The organism is Candidatus Saccharibacteria bacterium oral taxon 488 (genome assembly GCA_013100825.1).
Classification (GTDB): domain Bacteria; phylum Patescibacteriota; class Saccharimonadia; order Saccharimonadales; family Saccharimonadaceae; genus Nanosynbacter.
Genome location: CP040001.1, coordinates 537,939 through 558,843, shown reverse-complemented (window position 1 = coordinate 558,843; position 20,905 = coordinate 537,939). Strand labels below are relative to the sequence as shown.

General features: G+C 50.9%; 24 protein-coding genes and 1 tRNA gene. 19 read left to right on the top strand and 6 right to left on the bottom strand.

From position 1 onward, the window contains the following. The first annotated feature begins 10 nt into the window (after positions 1-10). The 5 genes from FBF26_03025 to FBF26_03005 are packed head-to-tail and all read left to right on the top strand — an operon-like array spanning position 11 to position 3,833. Positions 11-382, top strand: a complete 372-nt coding sequence (locus FBF26_03025) for a hypothetical protein (GenBank protein ID QJU10223.1) — start codon at positions 11-13, stop codon at positions 380-382. A gap of 3 nt (positions 383-385) precedes the next feature. Then, on the top strand, positions 386-889 hold the full coding sequence (locus FBF26_03020; GenBank protein ID QJU10222.1) for a hypothetical protein: 504 nt from the start codon (positions 386-388) through the stop codon (positions 887-889). A 24-nt stretch (positions 890-913) separates the two neighbouring features. After that, positions 914-2,077, top strand: a complete 1,164-nt coding sequence (locus FBF26_03015; GenBank protein ID QJU10221.1) for a cysteine desulfurase — start codon at positions 914-916, stop codon at positions 2,075-2,077. Beyond that, positions 2,074-2,670, top strand: coding sequence for a YdcF family protein (locus FBF26_03010; protein ID QJU10220.1), 597 nt, complete (start codon positions 2,074-2,076; stop codon positions 2,668-2,670). Before FBF26_03015 ends, FBF26_03010 begins: the two co-directional genes overlap by 4 nt. After that, positions 2,670-3,833 carry a tRNA-specific 2-thiouridylase gene (locus FBF26_03005; GenBank protein ID QJU10219.1) on the top strand — a complete coding sequence of 388 codons (1,164 nt, stop codon included), beginning with the start codon at positions 2,670-2,672 and terminating at the stop codon, positions 3,831-3,833. Before FBF26_03010 ends, FBF26_03005 begins: the two co-directional genes overlap by 1 nt. A gap of 158 nt (positions 3,834-3,991) precedes the next feature. Here the strand turns inward: FBF26_03005 and FBF26_03000 are convergent, their stop codons facing one another. Then, positions 3,992-4,411 carry a hypothetical protein gene (locus tag FBF26_03000; protein QJU10218.1) on the bottom strand — a complete coding sequence of 140 codons (420 nt, stop codon included), beginning with the start codon at positions 4,409-4,411 and terminating at the stop codon, positions 3,992-3,994. Positions 4,412-4,482: 71 nt separating this feature from the next. Continuing rightward, the gene (locus FBF26_02995; GenBank protein QJU10217.1) at positions 4,483-4,704 is read right to left on the bottom strand and encodes a hypothetical protein; all 222 of its coding nucleotides are present in this window, start codon (positions 4,702-4,704) and stop codon (positions 4,483-4,485) included. Positions 4,705-4,841: 137 nt separating this feature from the next. Here FBF26_02995 and rpsP point away from each other — a divergent pair, with 137 nt between their 5' ends. The 3 genes from rpsP to FBF26_02980 all read left to right on the top strand — a co-directional run bounded on the left by rpsP (position 4,842) and on the right by FBF26_02980 (position 8,810). Beyond that, on the top strand, positions 4,842-5,204 hold the full coding sequence (gene rpsP, locus FBF26_02990; GenBank protein ID QJU10216.1) for a 30S ribosomal protein S16: 363 nt from the start codon (positions 4,842-4,844) through the stop codon (positions 5,202-5,204). A gap of 108 nt (positions 5,205-5,312) precedes the next feature. Next, positions 5,313-6,863 carry a BspA family leucine-rich repeat surface protein gene (locus FBF26_02985; protein QJU10215.1) on the top strand — a complete coding sequence of 517 codons (1,551 nt, stop codon included), beginning with the start codon at positions 5,313-5,315 and terminating at the stop codon, positions 6,861-6,863. A gap of 42 nt (positions 6,864-6,905) precedes the next feature. After that, positions 6,906-8,810, top strand: a complete 1,905-nt coding sequence (locus FBF26_02980; GenBank protein ID QJU10214.1) for an alanine--tRNA ligase — start codon at positions 6,906-6,908, stop codon at positions 8,808-8,810. Positions 8,811-8,852: 42 nt separating this feature from the next. Here the strand turns inward: FBF26_02980 and FBF26_02975 are convergent, their stop codons facing one another. Then, the gene (locus FBF26_02975; GenBank protein QJU10213.1) at positions 8,853-9,695 is read right to left on the bottom strand and encodes a hypothetical protein; all 843 of its coding nucleotides are present in this window, start codon (positions 9,693-9,695) and stop codon (positions 8,853-8,855) included. A gap of 78 nt (positions 9,696-9,773) precedes the next feature. On the opposite strand from FBF26_02975, the gene FBF26_02970 reads away from it, so the two are divergent. The 6 genes from FBF26_02970 (at position 9,774) to trmD (ending at position 15,391) form a co-directional block, all read left to right on the top strand. Further along, positions 9,774-11,036 carry a hypothetical protein gene (locus tag FBF26_02970; protein QJU10212.1) on the top strand — a complete coding sequence of 421 codons (1,263 nt, stop codon included), beginning with the start codon at positions 9,774-9,776 and terminating at the stop codon, positions 11,034-11,036. Beyond that, positions 11,037-12,650: a hypothetical protein gene (locus FBF26_02965; GenBank protein ID QJU10211.1), complete on the top strand. Its 1,614-nt coding sequence runs from the start codon at positions 11,037-11,039 to the stop codon at positions 12,648-12,650. Then, a complete protein-coding gene (gene ruvX, locus FBF26_02960) occupies positions 12,640-13,044 on the top strand; it encodes a Holliday junction resolvase RuvX (protein QJU10210.1) in 405 nt (134 codons plus the stop codon). Before FBF26_02965 ends, ruvX begins: the two co-directional genes overlap by 11 nt. Then, on the top strand, positions 13,041-14,129 hold the full coding sequence (mltG, locus tag FBF26_02955) for an endolytic transglycosylase MltG (GenBank protein QJU10209.1): 1,089 nt from the start codon (positions 13,041-13,043) through the stop codon (positions 14,127-14,129). Before ruvX ends, mltG begins: the two co-directional genes overlap by 4 nt. A 61-nt stretch (positions 14,130-14,190) precedes the next feature. Next, a complete protein-coding gene (locus tag FBF26_02950; GenBank protein QJU10208.1) occupies positions 14,191-14,583 on the top strand; it encodes a KH domain-containing protein in 393 nt (130 codons plus the stop codon). Positions 14,584-14,719: 136 nt separating this feature from the next. Beyond that, a complete protein-coding gene (gene trmD, locus FBF26_02945) occupies positions 14,720-15,391 on the top strand; it encodes a tRNA (guanosine(37)-N1)-methyltransferase TrmD (protein QJU10207.1) in 672 nt (223 codons plus the stop codon). Here the strand turns inward: trmD and FBF26_02940 are convergent. Beyond that, positions 15,388-16,512: a hypothetical protein gene (locus tag FBF26_02940; GenBank protein ID QJU10206.1), complete on the bottom strand. Its 1,125-nt coding sequence runs from the start codon at positions 16,510-16,512 to the stop codon at positions 15,388-15,390. The genes trmD and FBF26_02940 overlap by 4 nt on opposite strands. A gap of 247 nt (positions 16,513-16,759) precedes the next feature. Here FBF26_02940 and FBF26_02935 point away from each other — a divergent pair, with 247 nt between their 5' ends. Further along, a complete protein-coding gene (locus FBF26_02935) occupies positions 16,760-17,260 on the top strand; it encodes a hypothetical protein (GenBank protein ID QJU10205.1) in 501 nt (166 codons plus the stop codon). A gap of 21 nt (positions 17,261-17,281) precedes the next feature. Here FBF26_02935 and FBF26_02930 read toward each other — a convergent pair. Then, positions 17,282-17,356: transfer RNA gene (locus FBF26_02930), tRNA-Gln, on the bottom strand. Positions 17,357-17,360: 4 nt separating this feature from the next. Between FBF26_02930 and FBF26_02925 the strand changes: the two genes are divergently transcribed. The 3 genes from FBF26_02925 to FBF26_02915 are packed head-to-tail and all read left to right on the top strand — an operon-like array spanning position 17,361 to position 19,561. Then, entirely contained in the window at positions 17,361-17,936 is a 576-nt protein-coding gene (locus FBF26_02925) for a phosphatase PAP2 family protein (GenBank protein QJU10204.1), read from the top strand. Between the two features lie 41 nt (positions 17,937-17,977). Continuing rightward, positions 17,978-18,472, top strand: coding sequence for a hypothetical protein (locus FBF26_02920; protein ID QJU10203.1), 495 nt, complete (start codon positions 17,978-17,980; stop codon positions 18,470-18,472). A gap of 18 nt (positions 18,473-18,490) precedes the next feature. Next, positions 18,491-19,561: a DNA recombination protein RmuC gene (locus FBF26_02915; protein QJU10202.1), complete on the top strand. Its 1,071-nt coding sequence runs from the start codon at positions 18,491-18,493 to the stop codon at positions 19,559-19,561. A gap of 54 nt (positions 19,562-19,615) precedes the next feature. Here the strand turns inward: FBF26_02915 and FBF26_02910 are convergent, their stop codons facing one another. Further along, positions 19,616-20,611: a hypothetical protein gene (locus FBF26_02910; GenBank protein ID QJU10201.1), complete on the bottom strand. Its 996-nt coding sequence runs from the start codon at positions 20,609-20,611 to the stop codon at positions 19,616-19,618. Positions 20,612-20,667: 56 nt separating this feature from the next. On the opposite strand from FBF26_02910, the gene FBF26_02905 reads away from it, so the two are divergent. After that, positions 20,668-20,904 carry a hypothetical protein gene (locus FBF26_02905; protein QJU10200.1) on the top strand — a complete coding sequence of 79 codons (237 nt, stop codon included), beginning with the start codon at positions 20,668-20,670 and terminating at the stop codon, positions 20,902-20,904. Position 20,905: the final 1 nt, after the last annotated feature.

Sequence of the window (20,905 nt, the reverse complement as noted above, 5' to 3'; positions counted from 1 at the left end):
TGGAGAGATAATGAATCAGCAGCCAAGACCAATCACAGAAATGATGTCGATTCAAAAGGCGCGGGCCGAAGCGCTGGATTTGGCGACGCAAGCACACCCAGAGCGATCACAGCGAGTGGCGCCGCGTCTATCCGAAGCGGCGGTGCGCGGTAGTGCCGAGGTGGTGGCTGATACGGCCGAGCCGGCAAAGATATCGCTAGAGGAGCGACGAAGACTGGAGAGCTGGGTTGAGGAATGTTTGCAAACTGTTACAGCAATTGGTCGGCTCATTGGGGAGTATCGAGTGGGTTATAATACAGATGCAGCAAGAACACTCAGAGCGTCTGACGTCATGCCAAAGGATTATAGAAATATTATAGACGAGCAGCCTGAAAGGAGGTGATTTATGCCAACGATTCTCAAAAAAGCCCTTGGTCTCGTCTTGGCGGATAACACACGCCTTTCACGCTCATCTCAATCGGTAAAGCCGGCTCACGCCGCCTCGGCGCCAAAAGTCCCGAAATCGACGCGCTCGCTACTGCGACTTACCCGTAAGGACCGGCCACTGAAGAAATTAACTGAGCGCGAACTGATTCAACTGGAGAGTGAAATTGGGGCAACGATTTTTGGTGAAAAGCCTGACCACGTTGTCCGGCGGACATTCTTTAACCTCGATAAAACGACGTGGATTTGGCACGAAGAAGTGATGAGTAAGGACGGCAAGCGCCACGAACTGACGACGCGCTACGAGGTGCAGCCGAAGGGCATCTTGAAAATTCAGCCTAATTATCAGTATAACTACCTCGAAGGGCAGGAATTACAAAACTTTGTGCTGGCAGTCAATGAATATCATGAACGAGTGGCGCGCCAACTATATAATCGTGATCCGAAAACTGGACAGCTGGTGTAGTCGCCGTCTGGGCTGCTTGGTATAATGGTATGTGTGGAATCTTCTATGATATATCTTGATCACGCTGCTGCTACGCCGATGGATCCGTTGGTGGTTGAGGCAATGCAGCCGTATTTTTCTGAAAAGTTTTTTAATCCGTCCAGTCCATATGCACCAGCGGTCACTGTCAAGCGCGACTACCGCGAGGCAAAGTCGCGTATTGCGCGAGTGCTGGGTGTGGGCGCGGATGAGTTAGTGATGACGGCTGGCGCCACGGAGTCTATCAATTTGGCGTTTACCGCGGCATCTGGCGTGAGTTTAGTCTCGGCGATTGAGCATAGCTCGGTTGTCAATTCTGCAAAAGCGCGCTCGGACGTTCGGCTTATCCCACCGATGAAAAATGGACGCATCGATCCGCAGGCTGTTAAAAAACTGCTGACGCCAGACGTTAGTTTTATGAGCATCGCGCTGGCGAATCATGAACTCGGGTATATTCAGCCCATTGAAGAGATCGCGGAGGTTGTAAGGCTCGAGCGCGTGCGGCGCCAGGAAAATGGCGAATCAACGCCGCTCATGTTTCATACCGATGCCTCGCAGACTGCGGCGCTGATGGATATAAAAATTAAGCGGCTGGGGGTTGATTTGTTGACGCTATCGGCGGCAAAAGTTTACGGGCCGAAACAGGTTGGTTTGCTATGGATACGGCCGGGCGTCAAGCTACAGCCAAATATCGTTGGCGGCGGGCAGGAGGCGGGTCTGCGTAGCGGCACGGAAAATGTGGCTGGTGTGGTCGGCTTTGCTACGGCGCTGGAACTAGCCGCCAAGCGTCGAAGCGGTGAAGCAAAACGGCTGCGAGGACTGTGTGATACGTTAGTAAAAAAGCTATTAGAGGCTTTCCCTGACATGATTATTTCTTCTGATCAGAAAAAATCGCTAGTTAATTTTCTCAATATTTCATTTCCTGGTGTTGACGCCGAACGATTAGTGTTTTTACTGGAAGCGCGCGGCGTGCTGGTGGCGACGGGTAGTGCTTGTGCGGCTAATGCCGGTACAAAATCACACGCTTTGGCGGCGATTGGACTGAGTGATGCGGTGATTGATGGTAGTCTGCGGCTGACGTTAGGGCGGTTGAACGATGAGACTAATGTGTGTCAGGCGGCAGAGTTAATTATTGAGGCGGTGCGGCGCGAGAAGGCGAGGATGCAGTGATTCATCGGTTAATCGGCTTGGTATTAATTGCGATCGCAGTCATTGTCGGCCTGAGCTATTATTTGTCGCCGGATGACTTGAAAGATTGTCCACGCCCGGGCTCGGGGCAATGTCAAAAAGCGGGCGCCATCATTGTCATCAGCGGCGGTGACACGGAAGCGCGCACGGCTGAGGCAGTCAAATTATATCAAGCTGGCTGGGCGCCGACTATTATCTTGTCCGGTGCTGCAGCCGATAAATCCGGCCCGTCTAACGCCGCCGCCATGAGAAAACAAGCCGAAGCGGCGGGTGTGTCAGCTGCGGCCTTGGTGATGGATGAACGTTCAGAAACCACCAAGCAGAATGCCCAAGAAGTGGCAAACATCATAGCGCAGCGTGGCATCAAGCGTGTCATTCTGGTCACCAGCGGCTATCACATGCGGCGGGCACTGGCCGAGTTTTCAGCACAACTGCCGAACGTTGAACTGCGGGCGCATCCGGCGGCGCAGGATAAGCATTGGAGTGCATGGTGGTGGCTGACACCGTGGGGCTGGTGGCTGGCGGTCGGCGAATTGCTGCGGATCGGTTTATTTGCCTTAGGAGTGTCGCGCTGATGGCTCGGGTATTCGTCGGTATGTCAGGCGGCGTTGATTCGTCGGTAGCGGCAGCGCTATTGGTCGAGCAAGGTAACGACGTCACTGGCGTCTATATGAAAAATTGGTCAGAGGATTTGCCGGGTATGCACTGTCCATGGGCGGAAGATGTGGCTGATGCCAAGCGCGTGGCAGTGGGGCTGGGAATTGATTTTCAAGTGTTTGATTTTCAGAAAGAGTACAAGCAAAATGTCGTTGACTATATGATCCGCGAATACCAAGCGGGTCGCACGCCAAACCCTGATGTAATGTGTAATCAAGAGGTGAAGTTTAAGTTATTTTTGGAAGCGTCGTTGGCAGCGGGTGCGGAGTATATTGCGACGGGGCATTATGCACGCACTTTTTCTCCCGCGGGTACTGTCGCTCGGTCCGCCCCTGAAAATTTTTCGGGTGAGCTGAAAACATTTTCGGGCGCTACCCCGCCTCGCGCCACCCGCAGAGCAGATTCTTGTTTGAGCGAGGGTCGACTATTCCGGGCTCACGATGACAATAAAGACCAAACCTATTTTCTGTACCGCGTGACGTCCGAGGCGCTAGCAAAAACCATGTTTCCGCTGGGTGATTTTACCAAGGCTGAGGTGCGCCAGATGGCCAAAGAGCGGGGCTTGTGGACGGCCAGCAAAAAGGAGTCGATGGGGATTTGCTTTGTTGGGCAAGTGGGAATTCGTGAGTTTTTGTCAGAATATGTCGAGACGAGCCCTGGCGATATCATCGACCAGCCAACGGGCGCGGTTGTCGGCCGGCATGATGGCGCAATTTTCTATACCCTGGGGCAGCGGCATGGCCTGAATGTTGGTGGCGGCTTGCCGTACTATGTCGTCGGCAAAGATATGGCCAAGAATGAAGTTTACGTGTCCCGCTCAATTGATGATGATAATTTGTGGCGGAAAGGATTGACACTGGCTGACGTTCACTGGATTAACCAGCCGCCAAAAGACGGCACCTACCACATCCGAGTGCGACACCGAGCGCCATTGATCAAGGCGGAAGTTACACGTGTGAATAATAATGATGGCGAGAAAATAACGATTGCCCTGTCTGAACCGCAGCGCGCCGTCGCCCCAGGTCAGTCAGCCGTAATATATGACGGCGAGGAATGTTTGGGTGGCGGGATTATTTGCTAAGTCATTTAATAGATTACTGTTGCTATCGCTCCGTCTCTGGATTGATCATGATGGCAATTAATACCGGGTGCCTCAAGATGGCGTTCCTCTTTTTCTGCTCTGTTGGCTACGGCTTTTGTTGGGTAAATTATACACTTTGCGTCAAGAATGATAAAAAGTTAATTAGCGATTACTTGAAGTTTCTGTGATAGATTCATGCGCTTACGAAAATCGTAGCCCTGCGCTTCAAAACGCATCAACTGCTGGTAGTCGAATATGTTGTCTAACATATAGACGACTAGTTTTGAATAATCCTCTCTAAGCTCATCTTTATTAACCGAGTCATCATTAATTGTCATACCCTGTAAATCGTAGAAGAATAAGCGCATTGATCCATCGGGCAAAGCGGCAAACGATATGCTGTCTCGTGACAGGACGATTCCCGATTGTGTGAGCGTGGCGATATCGGCGCCAAAACCAGTGATATAGGAAGAAATATCTGAAAAATGTTCAATATGAGAAAGTGGACCGTGTGTATATGTCTGTGTTCCATCCTTGCCGCCAAAGACCTTAAAAGGAAGGTTAGAAAATGGTGTCATGCTTAGTGCTGGTAATTCCCGACCGTTTATAGTAGTGGTTATTATTTCGTATTCAGGAACAGTGAGAAGTCCTAATTCAGATAGTAGTTTCGCGTTTTCGGGTTCTTGTAATACACTGTTCCATTTCTCTGCCTGTGTATCGGGATCGTCAATACTATTCGGTATCGCCAGCGCCCTTCTTTTCCATTAATGATTGCGTCAAATACTGTTTTTGAGCCGCCTTCGCCAAGCAGACCCGAAATAATAAAATCTGTATCATCGATTTCTCTTGGTTGGATATGTTCATGTGGCATATTTGGATATTATAACAGATAGACATAAAAAGTCAATAGCAGACTCAAGACAGAATTGACGTACATAGCGAAATAGTGTACACTCTCTAGGAGTAATACATTAATCAAAGAGTTGTAAGAAAAGGAAGAAATCACACATGCTAGCAATTCGTTTGCAACGGTTGGGTCGCAAGGGCTATCCGGTGTACCGCCTGGCAGTACAAGAGGCGCAGCGCCATCCATCAAGCGGTCGCGTGGTCGCGTATGTCGGCAGCTACAATCCACACACTAAAGCAGCAAATATTCAGGCTGAATTAGCACAGAAATATTTGGACAATGGTGCCCAGCCAACACCGCGTGTTGTTAAGTTATTGAAAGAAGCTGGCGTCGCCTTGCCAAAGTGGGTTAAAGAGCCAGCTGCTGATAGGCGCAAAGCCATCCGCAATCCAGAGAAGCTTCGTAAAAACCAGCCAAAAGAAGAGCCAGTTCAGTCAGATACTGATGAGTCAGGCGCTGAATAATACGACGTGATAAACTGAGACATTTCCCGCCCGCGATGAGGGCGGGATTTTCTTGACGATGGAGGGCTTAGTCGCGTATTATTTGAGGTAATAGTACAACGAAGTAACATGAACATGATAGGGGGTTTTATGAAATATTTACAACGACGCGGGCGCTTGCTGCCGACGCTAACAACAGGGGTTATGATGCTTGGTGTTGGTGGCGCGACGCTACTGGCGATGACGCAGCCAGCGAAAGCTGATCCAATTAACAATACTGATTTTGTCGTGACGATTGACACCATGAAGCCGGGCGTATCAAATACCGATCAATTTACCATACCGGTAACGGGTGGGGGATACAATTATACGGTCGACTGTAACAATGACGGCATTCCTGACGCTGTGGGCGTGACAGGTAGTCACACCTGTACATACAGCGACGAGGGTCGTCACACGATTCGTATCGGCGGTACATTCCCGCAGATTTATGTAAATAATGCCGGTGATCGTTTGAAAATTATGTCAGTTGACCAGTGGGGAACGGGCGCGTGGCGCAGCATGGACTCGGCGTTTCGGGGCGCTGAGAATATGGACGTCAAGGCGACTGATGTGCCAAATCTCACGAACGTAACGAGCTTACAGAGCATGTTCGACACGGCTCACTCGCTCAAGGGTGAGGGTGCCAACTGGCAATGGAATACATCAAATGTGACAACAACTGCTAATATGTTCCATGGCGCCGGACAGTTTAACCAAAACATCGGTTCGTGGAATGTGGGAAATGTGACGAGTGCTGGCCATATGTTTGCGTATGCGGGGGCGTTCAATAACGGTGGCAGTTCGTCGATTGCCAGCTGGAATACTGCAAAACTTGAATACGCTGATAGCATGTTCGAGTGGGCAAATTCGTTCAATCAGCCGATCGGGCTGTGGAATATGACGAAGGCACATGCTATGGTGCGGATGTTGGCTAATGCGCGGGCATTCAACCAGTCGCTGGCTGGCTGGCAACTGACCTCGCTGCAGGATGTTACGGGTAATCCGTATGCTGGCGGGGCGAATATGCTTGATAATACGGCGCTATCGGTGCAAAATTACGATGCAACACTGACTGCCTGGAATAATGCAGTACTCAAGTCACCAGTGACGCTGGGTGCGGCTGGCCTGAAATATTGTACGGCGGAGGCGGCGCATGCAGCACTGCAAAAGGCAGTGGCCGATGGTGGTCACGGCTGGACGATCAATGGCGATGCCAAGCAGTGCCCGACCTACACGCTGACGTTTGATACCGGCTCAGGCTCACCGGTACCATCCCAAACGGTCGCCTACACTGCCAAAGCGGTGCGGCCGGCTGATCCGACGCGAGCTGGCTATACCTTTGCTGGGTGGTACGCTGATCCAACTTATCTGATGCGGTGGGACTTTAACGTCCATACGATGCCAAATTCTAACTTCACGCTATACGCTAAGTGGAACGCTGTGCCAACGGCGCCGGGTAATCCAGGTGCTCCTAGCCAGCCGGGTCAGCCGAGTCAACCAGGGCAGCCGGGCGCTTCGCAAGGCCGAGCGGGCAGTCAACTAGCTGATACTGGTACGAGTTTGCTGGTAGCGATCGGGGCTGGTGTTGCTGCCATCATCAGCGGTGCAGTGCTGCTGATGCGGAAAAAACGCTCATAAAGATCCAGAGTATCTGAGGCGACTTGTGCTATAATTGCTCCTATGAACGCTCAAGAAATTCGCCTCAAATACCTCGACTTTTACAGCAAACAGGCTCATGCAGTCATTAGGCGCGCGCCGCTGATTCTAACCGATGACCCGACAACACTATTTACCGGTGCGGGCATGCAGCCAATGATCCCGTACCTGCTGGGTGAGCCACACCCTGAGGGCAAGCGAATCGCTGATTCGCAGACATGTTTACGGGCGCAGGATATTGATGATATCGGTGATAACCGCCACACGACATTTTTTGAAATGCTTGGCAACTGGAGCTTGGGCGATTATTTCAAGAAAGAGCAGATCAATTGGATGTGGACGTTCTTGACCGAAGAAATTGGGCTTGACCCGCAGCGGCTATACGTGACATGTTTCATTGGTGCGCCGGAATATAATATCGCCAGGGATACTGAAGCGGCCGAGTTATGGCAGCAGAAGTTTGTCGAAAAAGGCATCGAGGCTGGACTAGCCGATATTGGTAGCGAGGAGCAGGGCGCAGCGCGCGGTATTCATCCGGGTGAGCGGATTTTCTTTTATGATAGCAGCAAGAACTGGTGGAGTCGTAATGGTGGGCCGGAAACTACGCCGATTGGTGATCCGTGTGGGCCGGATAGCGAGATGTTTTATGAGTTTGACTTTATCGAGCATGATCCGAAGTTTGGCGAGTATTGTCATCCGAACTGCGATTGTGGTCGTTTTATGGAGATTGGCAACAATGTCTTTATGGCTTACAAAAAGGTGGCGGACGGTGTGTTTGAGCCACTAGAAAAGCCAAACATTGATCATGGCTCAGGCCTGGAGCGAATTGCGGCAGCAGCTAATAACGACCCGGACGTTTTCAAGATTAGCTTGCTATGGCCAATCATCGAGAAATTGCAGGATTTGAGCGGCAAACAGTACGCTTCACATACCGAAAGTATGCGGGTGATCGCTGATCATCTGAGGGCTGCTACCTTTATGGCGGTCGATGGCTGCGTGCCGAGCAATAAGGAGCAGGGTTATGTGATGCGCCGCTTACTGCGCCGGGCGATTCGCTATAGTTTCGATCTGGGAATTGAGCAGAATTTCCTCGAGGAAATCGTGCCGGTGATTGCTGATTTGTATGAAGCAGATTTCCCAGAGGTTAAGGAAAACCGCGAGAGTATCATCGCTGTGCTGGTCAAGGAAGAAAAAGCCTTCCGCCAAACGCTGCGCAAAGGCTTAAAGCAGATGCAGCATTATATCGACGATGGCTTAACTGGCGAAGAGCTATTTACGCTATATGATACGTTTGGCTTTCCGGTGGAGCTGAGTACCGAGGAGGCCTATAAACAAGGCATCAAGCTTTCTGATAATTGGCGCGCTGAATTTGATGCGCGAATGGCTGAGCAGCGCCAACGCTCCAAGACAGCACGCAAGGGGCAATTTAGCGGCGGCCTGGAGGGTCACGATCCGATTCATTTGAAATATCATACGGCGACGCACTTGTTGGGAGCAGCGCTACGCAAAGTCCTCGATGCACCGGATTTGCAACAGCACGGCAGCAATATCACTGCTGAGCGCCTACGCTTTGATTTCAATCACGATAAATTGACGCCAGAGGAAAAACAGGCAGTAGAAGATCAAGTCAATGCTTGGATCGACGCTGATTTACCAGTCAGCTTTGCCGTCTATCCGACTGACGAGGCGCTGAATATGGGCGCAATCGGCGCCTTTGGCGAGCGCTACGGTGATGAAGTGAAAGTTTATTCTATCGGCGAGGGCGATAATGTCGTTAGTTTCGAAGTTTGCGGCGGCCCACACGTCGAACACACTGGCGTCTTGGCTGAGGGCGGTAAGCGCTTCACCATCACTAAAGAAGAGGCGAGTGCTGCTGGGATTCGGCGGATTAAGGCTGTTCTTAGTGAGGGCGCTGCAGACGCTTCTTGATTGTAGTTTTGTATAGAGGTAGGATATCGTGGGCTAAAGGCGTTATCTATCAAGCTGCTCCAATATAGCAAACGGGTCGTTGTCTGTACGAATTGTCTCGCTGAGCCGTTTGCAGGCTTGAACTGCGCGATCAGTTATTGTGTCTGGATTAGTCTGGAGAAGGTGTCCGTGCGTCGTTGATGGACTAATTATTGTCTGGGCATCAACTACACCGGTATACGGGTTTACGACAACGGTGAGGGTATCTTTGATTGCTTGCTGTCCGACTTCCCCTAGAATTTTACTATTGCGCAGTACATATCGCTCTTTGGTGCGTGGTTTTGAGGTGGATTTTGACCGCGTCCTTTTATATATAGCATCAATCGCGACCACATCGGTCATTCCAAGCCCAACAGCTGGTTCAAAAAATTCACTACAAAAACGAGTAAGACGATCTTTCTCTATCATGGGGATTTCATCAAGCAACTGCCACATGGTGTTGTCACTAACCTTACGTGTGGGGTTTGTATAGTATTCGCTTGTGCGGATGGAGTCGACTCCGCCAAGGGCGGCCACGATATCTTCATTACTAAGGAGGTCTGTCCAGGTTGGTGTATGCTTTGGCCGAACGAGCCGTCTTCCGAATTGACCTTCCCGTAGCTCAAGGTCAGCGGCAAAGGCTAGGCCGCTGGCGATAAGTTCTCTCAGAGCAGCTAGGTGCAGTATCGTATCCTTTTCGCGATATGTGCCTGTGATGTGTACAGCACTGGGTGTACAGGTATTGTTAACAGTATCAGCATGTAATCCGATAATTTCACGTTTTAAGGTATCACGCTGCTCGGCGGACAGTTTGCGTGACGCAGTGTATGATAAAGTGTCACCATCATGACGGAATGCAGAATACATAATATGTATTATACAACTAAATAATATTTTGTCAAAACTAGCCAATCCACACCCAAATGGTATATAATCATAAAGACTATGGTGTTAGATAGGCTTTTCAAGAAGACAGACAAAGATGAACACCAGTACCTGGTCGGTCTCGACATTGGTACGGAGTATATTAAGGCGCTGATCGCCGAGATCAAGGATGATGATATCGAGATCATCGGAGTTGGTCGGGCGCAGCAGAATCTGGGCGACATGCACCAAGGCGCGATCGCTGATATCGCTGGTGTGGTGACCAATTGCGAGGCGGCACTGACCGAGGCTGAGGATAAGGCCGGTGTTCAGGCCAAGCGGGTGATCATCGGTATTGCCGGTGAGCTGGTCAAGGGCGTGACCAACACAATTCGCTATCGCCGGCCGCAGCCCGATAAACCACTGGATGTTGCCGAGATGGAATTCATCATTGAGAAGGTACAGGAACGAGCACAGGGCAAGGCGCAGGCGCAGATTGCACTGGAAACTGGCAACGAGGACGTCGAGGTGAAGCTGGTTAATTCAGCACTGGTCAGCATTCATATTGATGGCTACAAGGTGTCAAACCCGATCGGTTTTCAGGGGCGGGACGTCGCGGTACAGATTTATACGGCATTTGCACCAATGGTACATATCGGGGCGCTGGAAAAGGTGGCCGACGAGTTAGCGCTGGAGCTAATCGCCGTGGCGGCCGAACCGTTTGCAGTCAGCCGAAGTGTGCTCGGTACAGATGCGAATTCTAATTTTACGGCGATCTTGATCGACTGCGGTGGTGGCACGACTGACATTGCGGTCGTCAATGACGGCGGCGTTGAGGGCACCAAGATGTTCGGCATCGGTGGGCGGAGCTTTACGCGGATGATTGCGACGGATCTGGACCTGGGCTACAAAGAGGCGGAAAAGCTGAAGGTAAATACTGATAATGGCTACATCAAACCAACACTCAAGCGCAAACTTGACGGGGCGATTGACAAAACCCTTGAGGTATGGCTGTCGGGCGTTGAGTTGGCGCTCGGTGATTTTGATAGCGTTGATCATTTGCCGAACCGAATTTTGTTGTGCGGCGGTGGTGCGAGCTTGCAGCAGCTCGTCGATGCACTGGCCAATCAGCCGTGGTACAAGGAACTACCATTTACGAAAAAGCCAACCATTCAACATATCAAGCCATCCGATGTCATCGGTATCACTGACACAACCGGCGATATCACCGACCATACATTTATCACGGTGATGGGCCTGCTGCGAGTTGGATATGATACAATGGTAAGTAATCAAGACGCTCATGGCTTGATGGATAAAGTTAACCGATTACTTAAAATATAGATGAATAAAGATGTTATTTACATTGACGTCGAAGATGATATCACTGCCATTGTTGGCAAGATAAAGACGTCAAAGGAGCGAATTATTGCGCTGGTGCCACCCAAGCGAGTCGGCGTGTTGCGTAGCGCAGTTAATATGCGGCTGATTGCTCGGACAGCCGCGTCGGTTAATAAGCGAGTCGTACTGATTACTGGTGATACGATTCTGTCTGGTCTCGCGGCGGCAGCCAAAATTCCGGTGGCCAAGACGCTCCAGAGCAAGCCAGAAATGGCCGAGGTGCCGGTACTGAAGGTGGACGACGAAAATGACGTCATCGACGGGCGCGAGCTACCGGTTGGCGAGCTAGAAAAGAGCGCGCAACCTGTTGATGAAACGGATAAAGCGATTGATTCAGCCATCGCTGATTCATCCAAAAAGCAAGACGACGAGACCTCAAAACCGGCGGATAACGCCAACAAGAGCAAGACAGCGCCAAAAGTCCCGAACTTTAATCTATTTCGTAAAAAGTTTCTGCTGATCGGCGGCGGTGCGCTGCTACTTATTGGATTTTTGGTATGGGCGATTTGGTTTGCGCCGCATGCACGAGTGATTATCACGGCCAAGACAACAACGGTGACGGTAAATAAGAAAGTAACACTCAGGACTGACGGGGTGACTGACCCGACCGCTGACGTGATTAAAGCGCGCCAGCAGGAGCAAAAAGTAGAACTATCCGTTGAGTTTTCGGCGACTGGCAAGAAGAAAGTCGGTGAGCGGGCTAAGGGTAAGTTGCGTATCGCGACCGACTCGATCAGCCTGCTGGACAAGACCGTTCCGGCTGGCACCTCGATTCGTACGAGCGGTGGGATGACCTTTACGACCGATAGCGCGGTGACGTTTAGTCGCTCCAATGCCTCAGGCTCAACGGTCATGGTGACAGCTGCAAATATCGGGGCGGAATATAACGGTGAAAGCGGCTCAGTATCGGGAATGCCATCAGGGGTCAATGCTGCCCTCGTTGGCGAGACCTCAGGGGGCAGCAGTCGTGAGGTGACGGTGGTCAGTAGCGATGACGTTAAGCGCGCCAGTGATTTATTGAACGAAAAAAAGGCCGACTCTCTTCGCGCTAAGGTCGAGCAGTCATTTGGCGGATCAACCACCATTATTAAGGGAAGCTACCAGGAGCAGCGTAGCACGCCAACTCCAAGTGTTGCTGTTGACAGTGAAGCGACCGGCGCGGTGACACTCAAAACGGTGGTGACTGCCTCAATGGTTGGTATCGAAAAATCAGAGCTAAGCACCTACCTCAAGGCGACCGCCAACAAGGAGCTAGAGGGCAAGCAGTCGCAAAAGATCTATAAAGATGGTGTTGATAGCGCGCAGTTTGCGCAGTTCAGTGGCCGGGGCGGTAACTTCATCGCTCATATCACCGCCAATGCCGTCGTCGGTCCAACCATTGATGAAGAAAAGGTCAAAGAGCAGTCACGCGGTAAAAGTTATGGCGACATTCAGTCGGCGCTCGAAGCCATCAAAGGTATCGAAAATGTTGATGTGAAATTCTCTCCGTTCTGGGTGCGCACCGTACCAAATGATACCAAACGAATAAGCATCGAATTTAAGCTCAATGAAAGCTAAAAACTTTCTAGCGCTAGATGTGGGCGAGAAGCGGATCGGTCTGGCGATGGCCGATTCACAGGTGCGGATTGCGGTACCGTTTGGCTGGGTGGCTAATGACGAGCGGGTCATGGAGGAACTGGCAGAGATTATGCTGCGGCACGATATTTCGCTGGTAGTGGTCGGCTATCCGCGTAATCAATCCGGCGAACCAACGCAGCAAACAGAGTTCGTGGTCGATTTCGTTAGGCGGCTGGGTCAGCTGGACATTGATGCCGAGATTGCTTATCAGGATGAGTCGCTAACCAGCGTTCAGGCCGAACAGCGCCTGGCTGGCAAGATCAAAGATAAGGGTGACATTGACGCTGAGGCGGCGAGTATTATTTTGCAAGATTATTTGGAGGTGCACGGATGAAGAAGTTGAAGATTAAAAAACGGCGGTTGTGGCTCATTATCGTATCGGCAGTTGTCGCGGTGGCGGGTGTGGTGCTGCTTAGCGGCGTCATTTGGTACAAACAAATGCTTCGTCCGGTCGATGCCGGGGCGCGGCAAAAAATCAGTGTCGAAATCGCCAGTGGCGACACAGCGCAGGTTATCGCCAAAAAACTTGAAGATAAAAAAATTATTCGTAGTGCCTTTGCTATGACGATTTACCTCAAGTTAAATAATGTTACCGGCACCTTCAATAAAGGCGTGTATAGTTTTACGCAAGATCAAGATGTGGCGTCGGTGCTTAAGCATCTACTCGGTGGCAAACCGGATCGGCGCTCGGTATTGTTTTATCCAGGGGCAACACTGCGCGATAAGACCTCGACGCCTGCCGCTCAAAAGACCGATGTTGCCAGCGCCCTCAAGCGGGCTGGCTACAATGATGAGCAGATCACGGCCGCTTTTGCTGCTACCTATACCGGTACGGTACTAAAAAGTAAGCCAGCGACCGCCGATCTCGAGGGTTATATCTATGGTGATACGTACTTCTTGCCGTCAGACGCCACTGCCCAGCAAGCCTTGCAGCGGGCCATCAGTGAGCTAGATCGGGTGGTAACTGAGAATAATCTCGAGAAGAAATTTGCAGCTCGGGGCCTGTCGCTGTATCAGGGGTTGACGCTGGCCTCAATTATTCAGCGTGAGTCAATTGGCTGCCCGGGTAAAGCGACCTGCGAGGACATGCGGCGGATCGCTAGCGTATTTTATAATCGCCTGAAAAAGGATATACCGCTCGGGTCAGACGTGACGTATCATTATGCCGCCGACAAGGCTGGCGTGGCTCGCTCGCATACGCTCAATTCACCGTACAATACGCGCATTCACAAGGGGCTGCCACCTGGGCCAATTGCCGCACCCGGTCTCGCGGCATTGAATGCTGTGGCCGATCCGGCTCAGGAGGATTACCTTTACTTCTTGAGCGGCGACGACAATGTAACCTATTTTGCGAAGACCGAAGCTGAGCACAAAGCGAACATTACTGCCCACTGCGCCAAAAAGTGCCAATTGCCATAGTTGCCCTCGGCAAATCGCCTATGCTATACTAGGAGTACAGTTAATTCCAAGGAGGGGCAGTATGTCAACGATAGATCAGCAATTTGTAGAATACGTGGTAAAGGCGCTGGTTGGACATCCAGAAGATGTCATCGTCGAGCGTTTGATTGACGAAAAGGGAGTGTTACTCACACTGACGGTCAACCCAGAAGATCTCGGTCGGGTCATCGGTAAGCGTGGCGGTACAGCGCAAAGTCTGCGGACGCTGCTCAGGGCATTGGGGACGAAAAATGATGCGCGCTACAACCTGAAAATCGTCAATAATGATGGCTTTACAAGCGCCAAGCAAGCTACGACTGCCGCTTCAGATGATAACACTGTGGACAACTCAACAGATGAAACTGTGGAAAATAGCTCTTCTTATGCAGAAAATGCTCGAAAAGAGCTTGCAGAACTGGACGACCTTGATATATAATCATAACTAGTTCAAGCACAGACAATATGCGAGAACAGCTCTATGCGAGCAATGGGTAACCATTGAGAGCCTTATTTGTGCTAAAAAACCGCCTAGCTAAAGGGCGGTTTTTTGGTGGTTTTTATGTGGGCGCGGTATAATGAAGGGTATGCGAAAATTTCAAGTCATTACCCTGTTTCCCGAAATGTTCTCTGGGGTGTTTGAAAATTCTATGATGTGGAAGGCGCAAAAAGATGGTATCGTTTCACTCGAGACAGTGAACTTGCGTGAATTTGGTCTGGGCCCGCGCCGCCAGGTGGATGATACGCCATATGGCGGCGGCGATGGGATGCTACTGATGATTGAGCCGTTATGGCGGGCGGTGGAGTTTGCGAGGTCGCGAGATGAGAGCGCAAAGGTTGTCTTGATGAGCCCGCGCGGTCGACGCTGGCGGCAGACGATGGCGCATGTGGCGGCGGATGATGGCCGGGGGCTCATTATCATCTGCGGGCGATATGAGGGTGTTGACGAGCGCATTATGGAATTGGTTGATGAGCAGTGGAGTATCGGTGATTTTGTGCTGACTGGTGGCGAGCTGCCGGCGATGACCATTATTGATTCAATCGTACGGCTGCTGCCAGGTGTACTGGGCGGTGCAATGTCAGCGGAGATTGAGAGCTTCTCGGACGGCGAGACGCTCGAGTATCCGCAGTATACTCGGCCAGAGGTATTTAATGGCTTGCGAGTACCGGAAGTCTTACTGAGTGGGCATCACGGCAAAATCACTGAGTGGCGCAAACAGCAGTCGCAAAAAGCAACTGTTGATTAGGCGGATAGCAGCGACTCTTGTTCGTAGCCATTGACAGCAGGAGTCGCTAATGCCTTGGCTTTTGCGACGAACTCCTCGAGTTCAGCTAGCTGTTCGGGCGGCATATTTCTTGGATCGTCTCGACAGGCATGCCGCATGGCCGATACGGCTGTCTTACCGAGGCGGGTCTCTGATGCCTTTCGCTGAGCTCCAGAGCTGGTTTCTGCTATAAGGTCAAAGCTGGGCTGGGCATTGATAATTCGTAGTTCTAGGTCTCTAATCTGCTGTTCAATATAGTGATTGCGCTTCTTGGCGCCAAGGAGGTCTTCAACAATGGTATTCGCCACGATATGAAGGTGATTCTCGACATAGGTCTCACAGTCTTCCCCGTCCATGGTTTGCCCGAGCGAGAGCAACTTCTTATACAGCTCACCTCGTTTGCGCATTAGCGGCTCGAGTTTGACGAGAGTCGAGTAGGGGAGGATATCACCATGAGTGGTAGCAAGTTTTTGGATACTTTCCGGTAAGCGTTGAAACCGTAGCGCAGTACTAATGATACCCTCGCTAATACCGGTCATCATAGACAGTCGCCTGTAGGTCGGCTGTGCCCCTTCTTTATTCTCGAGGTAGGCGTGTAGTTGCTCGATATATTTGGCGGTTTCAGTAGGCGACACTTTCTCGTGCGTATTCTCGCGCACTTGAGCAACGAGTGCTTCCTCAAAGGTAATGCCACGGCGAAGATTGACATTTACTAGGGTGCACTCCGGCGCAATGCCATGTTGGCTCAGTAACTGCTCGATAGCGCGTTTACGACGATGCCCAGAGATTAGGATGATGTAGTTACCATCATGGTCCGGCGTGAGACTATCAATTGATTGAGATCCTTCATGAAACGCAGCGTGTTCCTTGAGGTATTGCTCCGCCTCCTCTGGTGTGAGGTAGGCGGCTAGGAGAGGATTGTACATATCGAACCAAGTATTACTGTCTTCCTCGTGAACGATTGAAGTCGCGAGCTCGGTAATTGCCTGCTCGTCATATGTCTTGCGAATCTGCTCAATTTCGTTAATGGCAGGTAATGGCACTGGCGCGGTATTTTTTGGACCAAACTCAATAAACCCTCGCGACTCACAATATTCTTTCATATTGTTACTATAGCACGTATACGCTATATATAGCGTTGTGATTTATCCAACAACGGAAAATACCGCTACACACTCGTAACGGTATTTTGTTGTGGTGGATGTCGTAGAGCGAAAGAAACGTCAGTAGTGTTTGTTTTTGTATCGTTCGCTTGTTGTCACTGTACGTGTTTTTTATCAAAAAAGCAAGCATTTTGGTAAATAATACAACAAGCTTGAGCTTTTTAAGAGAGGGCGGTATACTGTATCTATGAAGAAAACAGTGACCAAGCAGCCAATGTCAGTTGTGCAGATCGTGCGGCGAATTATTGCTGGATACATTCTCGTCATCGTCTTGAGCCAGCTATTCTCGTTTGATAAGTTTCCATCAATGCTCGCTGGACTGCCGGGCATGCTGGCGGCAGTGTGCGCTATCGTTCTCGTTGTCACAGAGGTTGGGGCGCTACCATTTCTACTCGCCATGGATATATCGGCTAGACTGAGAAAAGTAAGTGCCGTGATGGGCGTCGTGGCGCTACTGCTGTTGACGCTGCTAGAAAGCATGGCGTTCTGTCACGGAGTATCAATGATATTTGGGGCGACGTTTGACCTACCGGGCGGTAGCTGGTCGCTCCTGTTTCTGGCCGGCGTGTGGATTTTGGCAATATGGGCAAGTGGTTTCGGCCAGGGTGCGATGACCACGGTAAAATCTCAAGAAACATCAACTGACCATCAGGCTCATACCAAACCAAAGCGTAAGAAAAAAGATTGACAAAACGTCAATCCTTTTTCTTGGCTGGGGATGAGGGATTCGAACCCCCGAATGCCGGGACCAGAACCCGGTGCCTTACCACTTGGCGAATCCCCAACGCGTGTCTGATTATACTACGGATGGTAAAGCGGCGCAAGCCAGCGGGTCGAGCGCAGGGTTTGACGCCGACGCCCAGCAGGGTATAATGGGGCTTATGGATATTTCATGGATGGTGAAAATTGTTGCCGACGGGCTGGTGATCCCGGTGGTGTTGATCGGGATGTATACGCTCATCCGACACGTACCGCGAGATCGGCGCCATCAAGTGTATACACGAGTGCTAATGGCGGGGCTGACGGCGTTCGTCGCAGCAAAAATTATCGGGTTGCTATATCAGCCATCAGGCCTCCGTCCGTTTGAACTGGCGGGCGTGAGTGCTGGCGCCTCGTTTTTGGATAATCCGGGCTTCCCGTCTGATCACGCCCTGTTCACTATGGCCATCACGCTGGCGGTGTGGTTCGGCGCGAAGTGTCGAGGGTGGGCCGTGGCCTGTTTAGTGATGACGCTACTGGTTGGTATAGGGCGGGTGGTGGCATTGGTGCATACGCCGCTTGATGTGGCTGGGGGGCTCATTATCGCTTGGGTGGGCATATTCTGGTACATGCCGTTGCGACAGGCGTCACGCACTGCAAAATAGGGTTGATATTTTATCAAATTATTGGTATAGTTGTATCTATTGTGAAGTGGTTTGAGAAAGTTTTTCACGAGGAAGAATCAGGCTATATGTTTCCCGTGACGCCGGCGGTGTTCTGGCGAGTTGTCATCAGCGGTATGGTTGGCGGTGTCGTGACATGGCTGATTGCCCTGGCGCTTGATCGCTTTATCCTAAAGCAGATTATTTGTGGCCCGACGGCCGACCCATCAATGTGTACGAACAGTGCGCAAATTGGTGCCTACGTTGCGCTGGTATTGGTCAGCGTTATGCTCGTACCGATTATCGCCCTCAATCGAGTCAGGCGGCCGCTGCTCGTGGTACTCGCTGCGGTTGGCGCACTGTGGGGTGTCGGCGTCTCGACTGCTGAGGTATGGTGGTTGTCGCTGATGGTAACAACTGTGGCGTTTGGCTTCGTATACGCAACCGCGATGTGGCTGAACCGGACCCGCGGCAACGTGGCGGCGATTATCGTTTTGGCTATATTCGTCCTGTTGGCGCGAGTTGTCTTGTCTCTGTAATCCCTGTACACTAAGAGTATGGAAATCATTATCATTATTCTCTTAGCTATTATCGTTATGGGTTTGGGTGCGATGCTGTTTGTGCTACAGTCGAAGTTAAGCGAGCTGAAACAGCAATCATCAGTCGAGCTCATCAAAACTGACGTGGTGGAGCTGGGGCGAACTATCGCCAAGCTGAATGAATCGGTCAGTGATAAATTGGAGCGCAGCAATGCTCAGGTGCAAACATCGGTGCAAAAGCAGCTGTCGGAAAGTGCCAAGTTGGTGGCTGACGTAATACAGCGGCTGGCCAAGTTGGATGAAACGAATAAGCGGGTGGTCGACGTGGCGACTGACCTAAAAACTTTGCAGAACGTTTTAAAAAACCCGAAGCAGCGTGGTGTGTTCGGCGAATTCTACCTGGAAAGCGTGTTGGATAATGTACTGCCTGCCAAGCAGTTCCAGATGCAATACCGCTTCAAGGATGGCGAGACTGTTGATGCAGTTATTTTTCTAGACAAGGGGCAGATTTTGCCAGTAGACAGTAAGTTTAGTCTGGAAAATTACAACCGGATGATTAACGCCGAGACCAAGGCTGAGCGCGAGTTGTGGCTGAATAAGGTGAAGGCTGATCTGAAGGGGCGTATCGACGAAACCAGCAAATATATTCGCCCGCGTGAGAACACCATGGACTTTGCCTTTATGTTCATCCCGAGTGAGTCGCTGTATTATGACCTGCTCATCAACAATGTTGGTGCGGGCGGTTCGAGTCGCGATTTGATCGAATATGCCTTTCGTGACAAGCGGGTGATTATCGTCAGTCCGACCAGCTTTTTGGCGTATTTGCAGACGGTGCTACAGGGCCTGAGGAGCCTGCAGATAGAAGAGCAAGCCAAGGACATCCAGGTGCGTGTCGGCCAGCTGGGTGTGCACATCAAAAAGTTTGACGATCTGATGACCAAGATGGGCAAGAGCCTCAGCACCACTGTCGGGCATTATAATAATTCGTACAAAGAGCTGGGCAAGATTGATAAAGACGTGGTGCGGATCGCTGGCGGCGACCACCAAACACAGCCAGAGTTAATCGACCGACCGGCGCAGGAAGACTAACGCAAAAAATATCCCGCCAAAAGAGGCGGGATATCGTTATGGTAGAACTATGATTTACTCTTCTTCCTTATTGCGGTAGTTGATGAGCAAGAACAAGTTACCGCCGAGTGCTGCACCAACGAGCGTCGCAGCGATTACTTCAAGGCTGAGGCGGGTATACATTTTCTCTGTTTTTTGTGCTGGTGCTGAGGCGTTTTGTAGCTGTGAGTTAGTCTTTTCAGTCACTGCCAGGGCGACTGCCGGGTTCAGTGTCGCACCGCTGATATATACTTCGCGTGGGTAGGTGCGCTGATCCTTTAGCTGCTGAGTTTGCCGAGTCGCATTTGCTTGCTCTTCTTGGTACTTTTGGACAGCAGCATTTTGGGCGAGTGGTAGCAATGCACCGCTAACCACCAAGCCAAGTGTCAATGACATACCAATGACCACGGCTTTACTGGTGTTCTTGAGATCAGTGCGTGATAGGGCTGCGCTGATGCCAAACATAAAGACCGCCATACCGACGAGCTCAACGGCAAAGATTGCCCACGAGAAGGTGGTGAATTGGTCAAAGTTAATGACGAAGCTACCTGATGAAATTGCTCCCATCAAGACAACGGCAGCCATTGCGCCAAGGAATTGTGCTGCCCAGTAGAACGGTACGAGTATAGCTCGAAGCTTACGCATCGTCCAGAGACCGAACGTGACGGCTGGGTTAATGTGCGCACCGGAGATTGCACCAATACTGAGCACTAATACTACCAGTGCTAGACCAACGTAAAACGGCGTCATCATGTATGCCGAGAACAAGGCGACTAGTGTCAAGATGAACGTGCCAGCAACTTCGGCTAGTACAATGTTGACGAGATTGCGCGGTAGCTTGGCTTCTATTTTTTTACGTGGTGAGCTAGTCTTGACGGGTTTAGCAGCAGTCGATTTGACCTCTGGCTTTTTCGTCTCAGCCTTGCTGGTGACACGCGTTACGGTTGTTTTCGATGTAGCAGCTGCAGCAGTCGTCTTCTTTGGACTGGATTTTGCAGTCGCGGCCTTTTTAGTAGTCTTCTTCGTGGCCATAGTCCCTCCTTACTGTACTATTACTGCCATTATAACATATCTGCTATACTAAGGTTATGGGATTATTTGTAAATCAACAAGATAGTCGTAGTGAGCTCCAAGAACGCATTGCGGCGGAGCTGCGCGAGAAGGCCAAAGCGTCGGGTCTGCAGGAAAAAGCTAGCTTGGACGGCGTAGAAGATGTGAAATATTTGGAAGATACGAAGCAGACGACGACGCTGGCGCCAGCTTGGATTATAATTGTGATCATGGCGGCCGTGGTTGTTGGGATGTTTTTGATGCAGGGGCGATGAC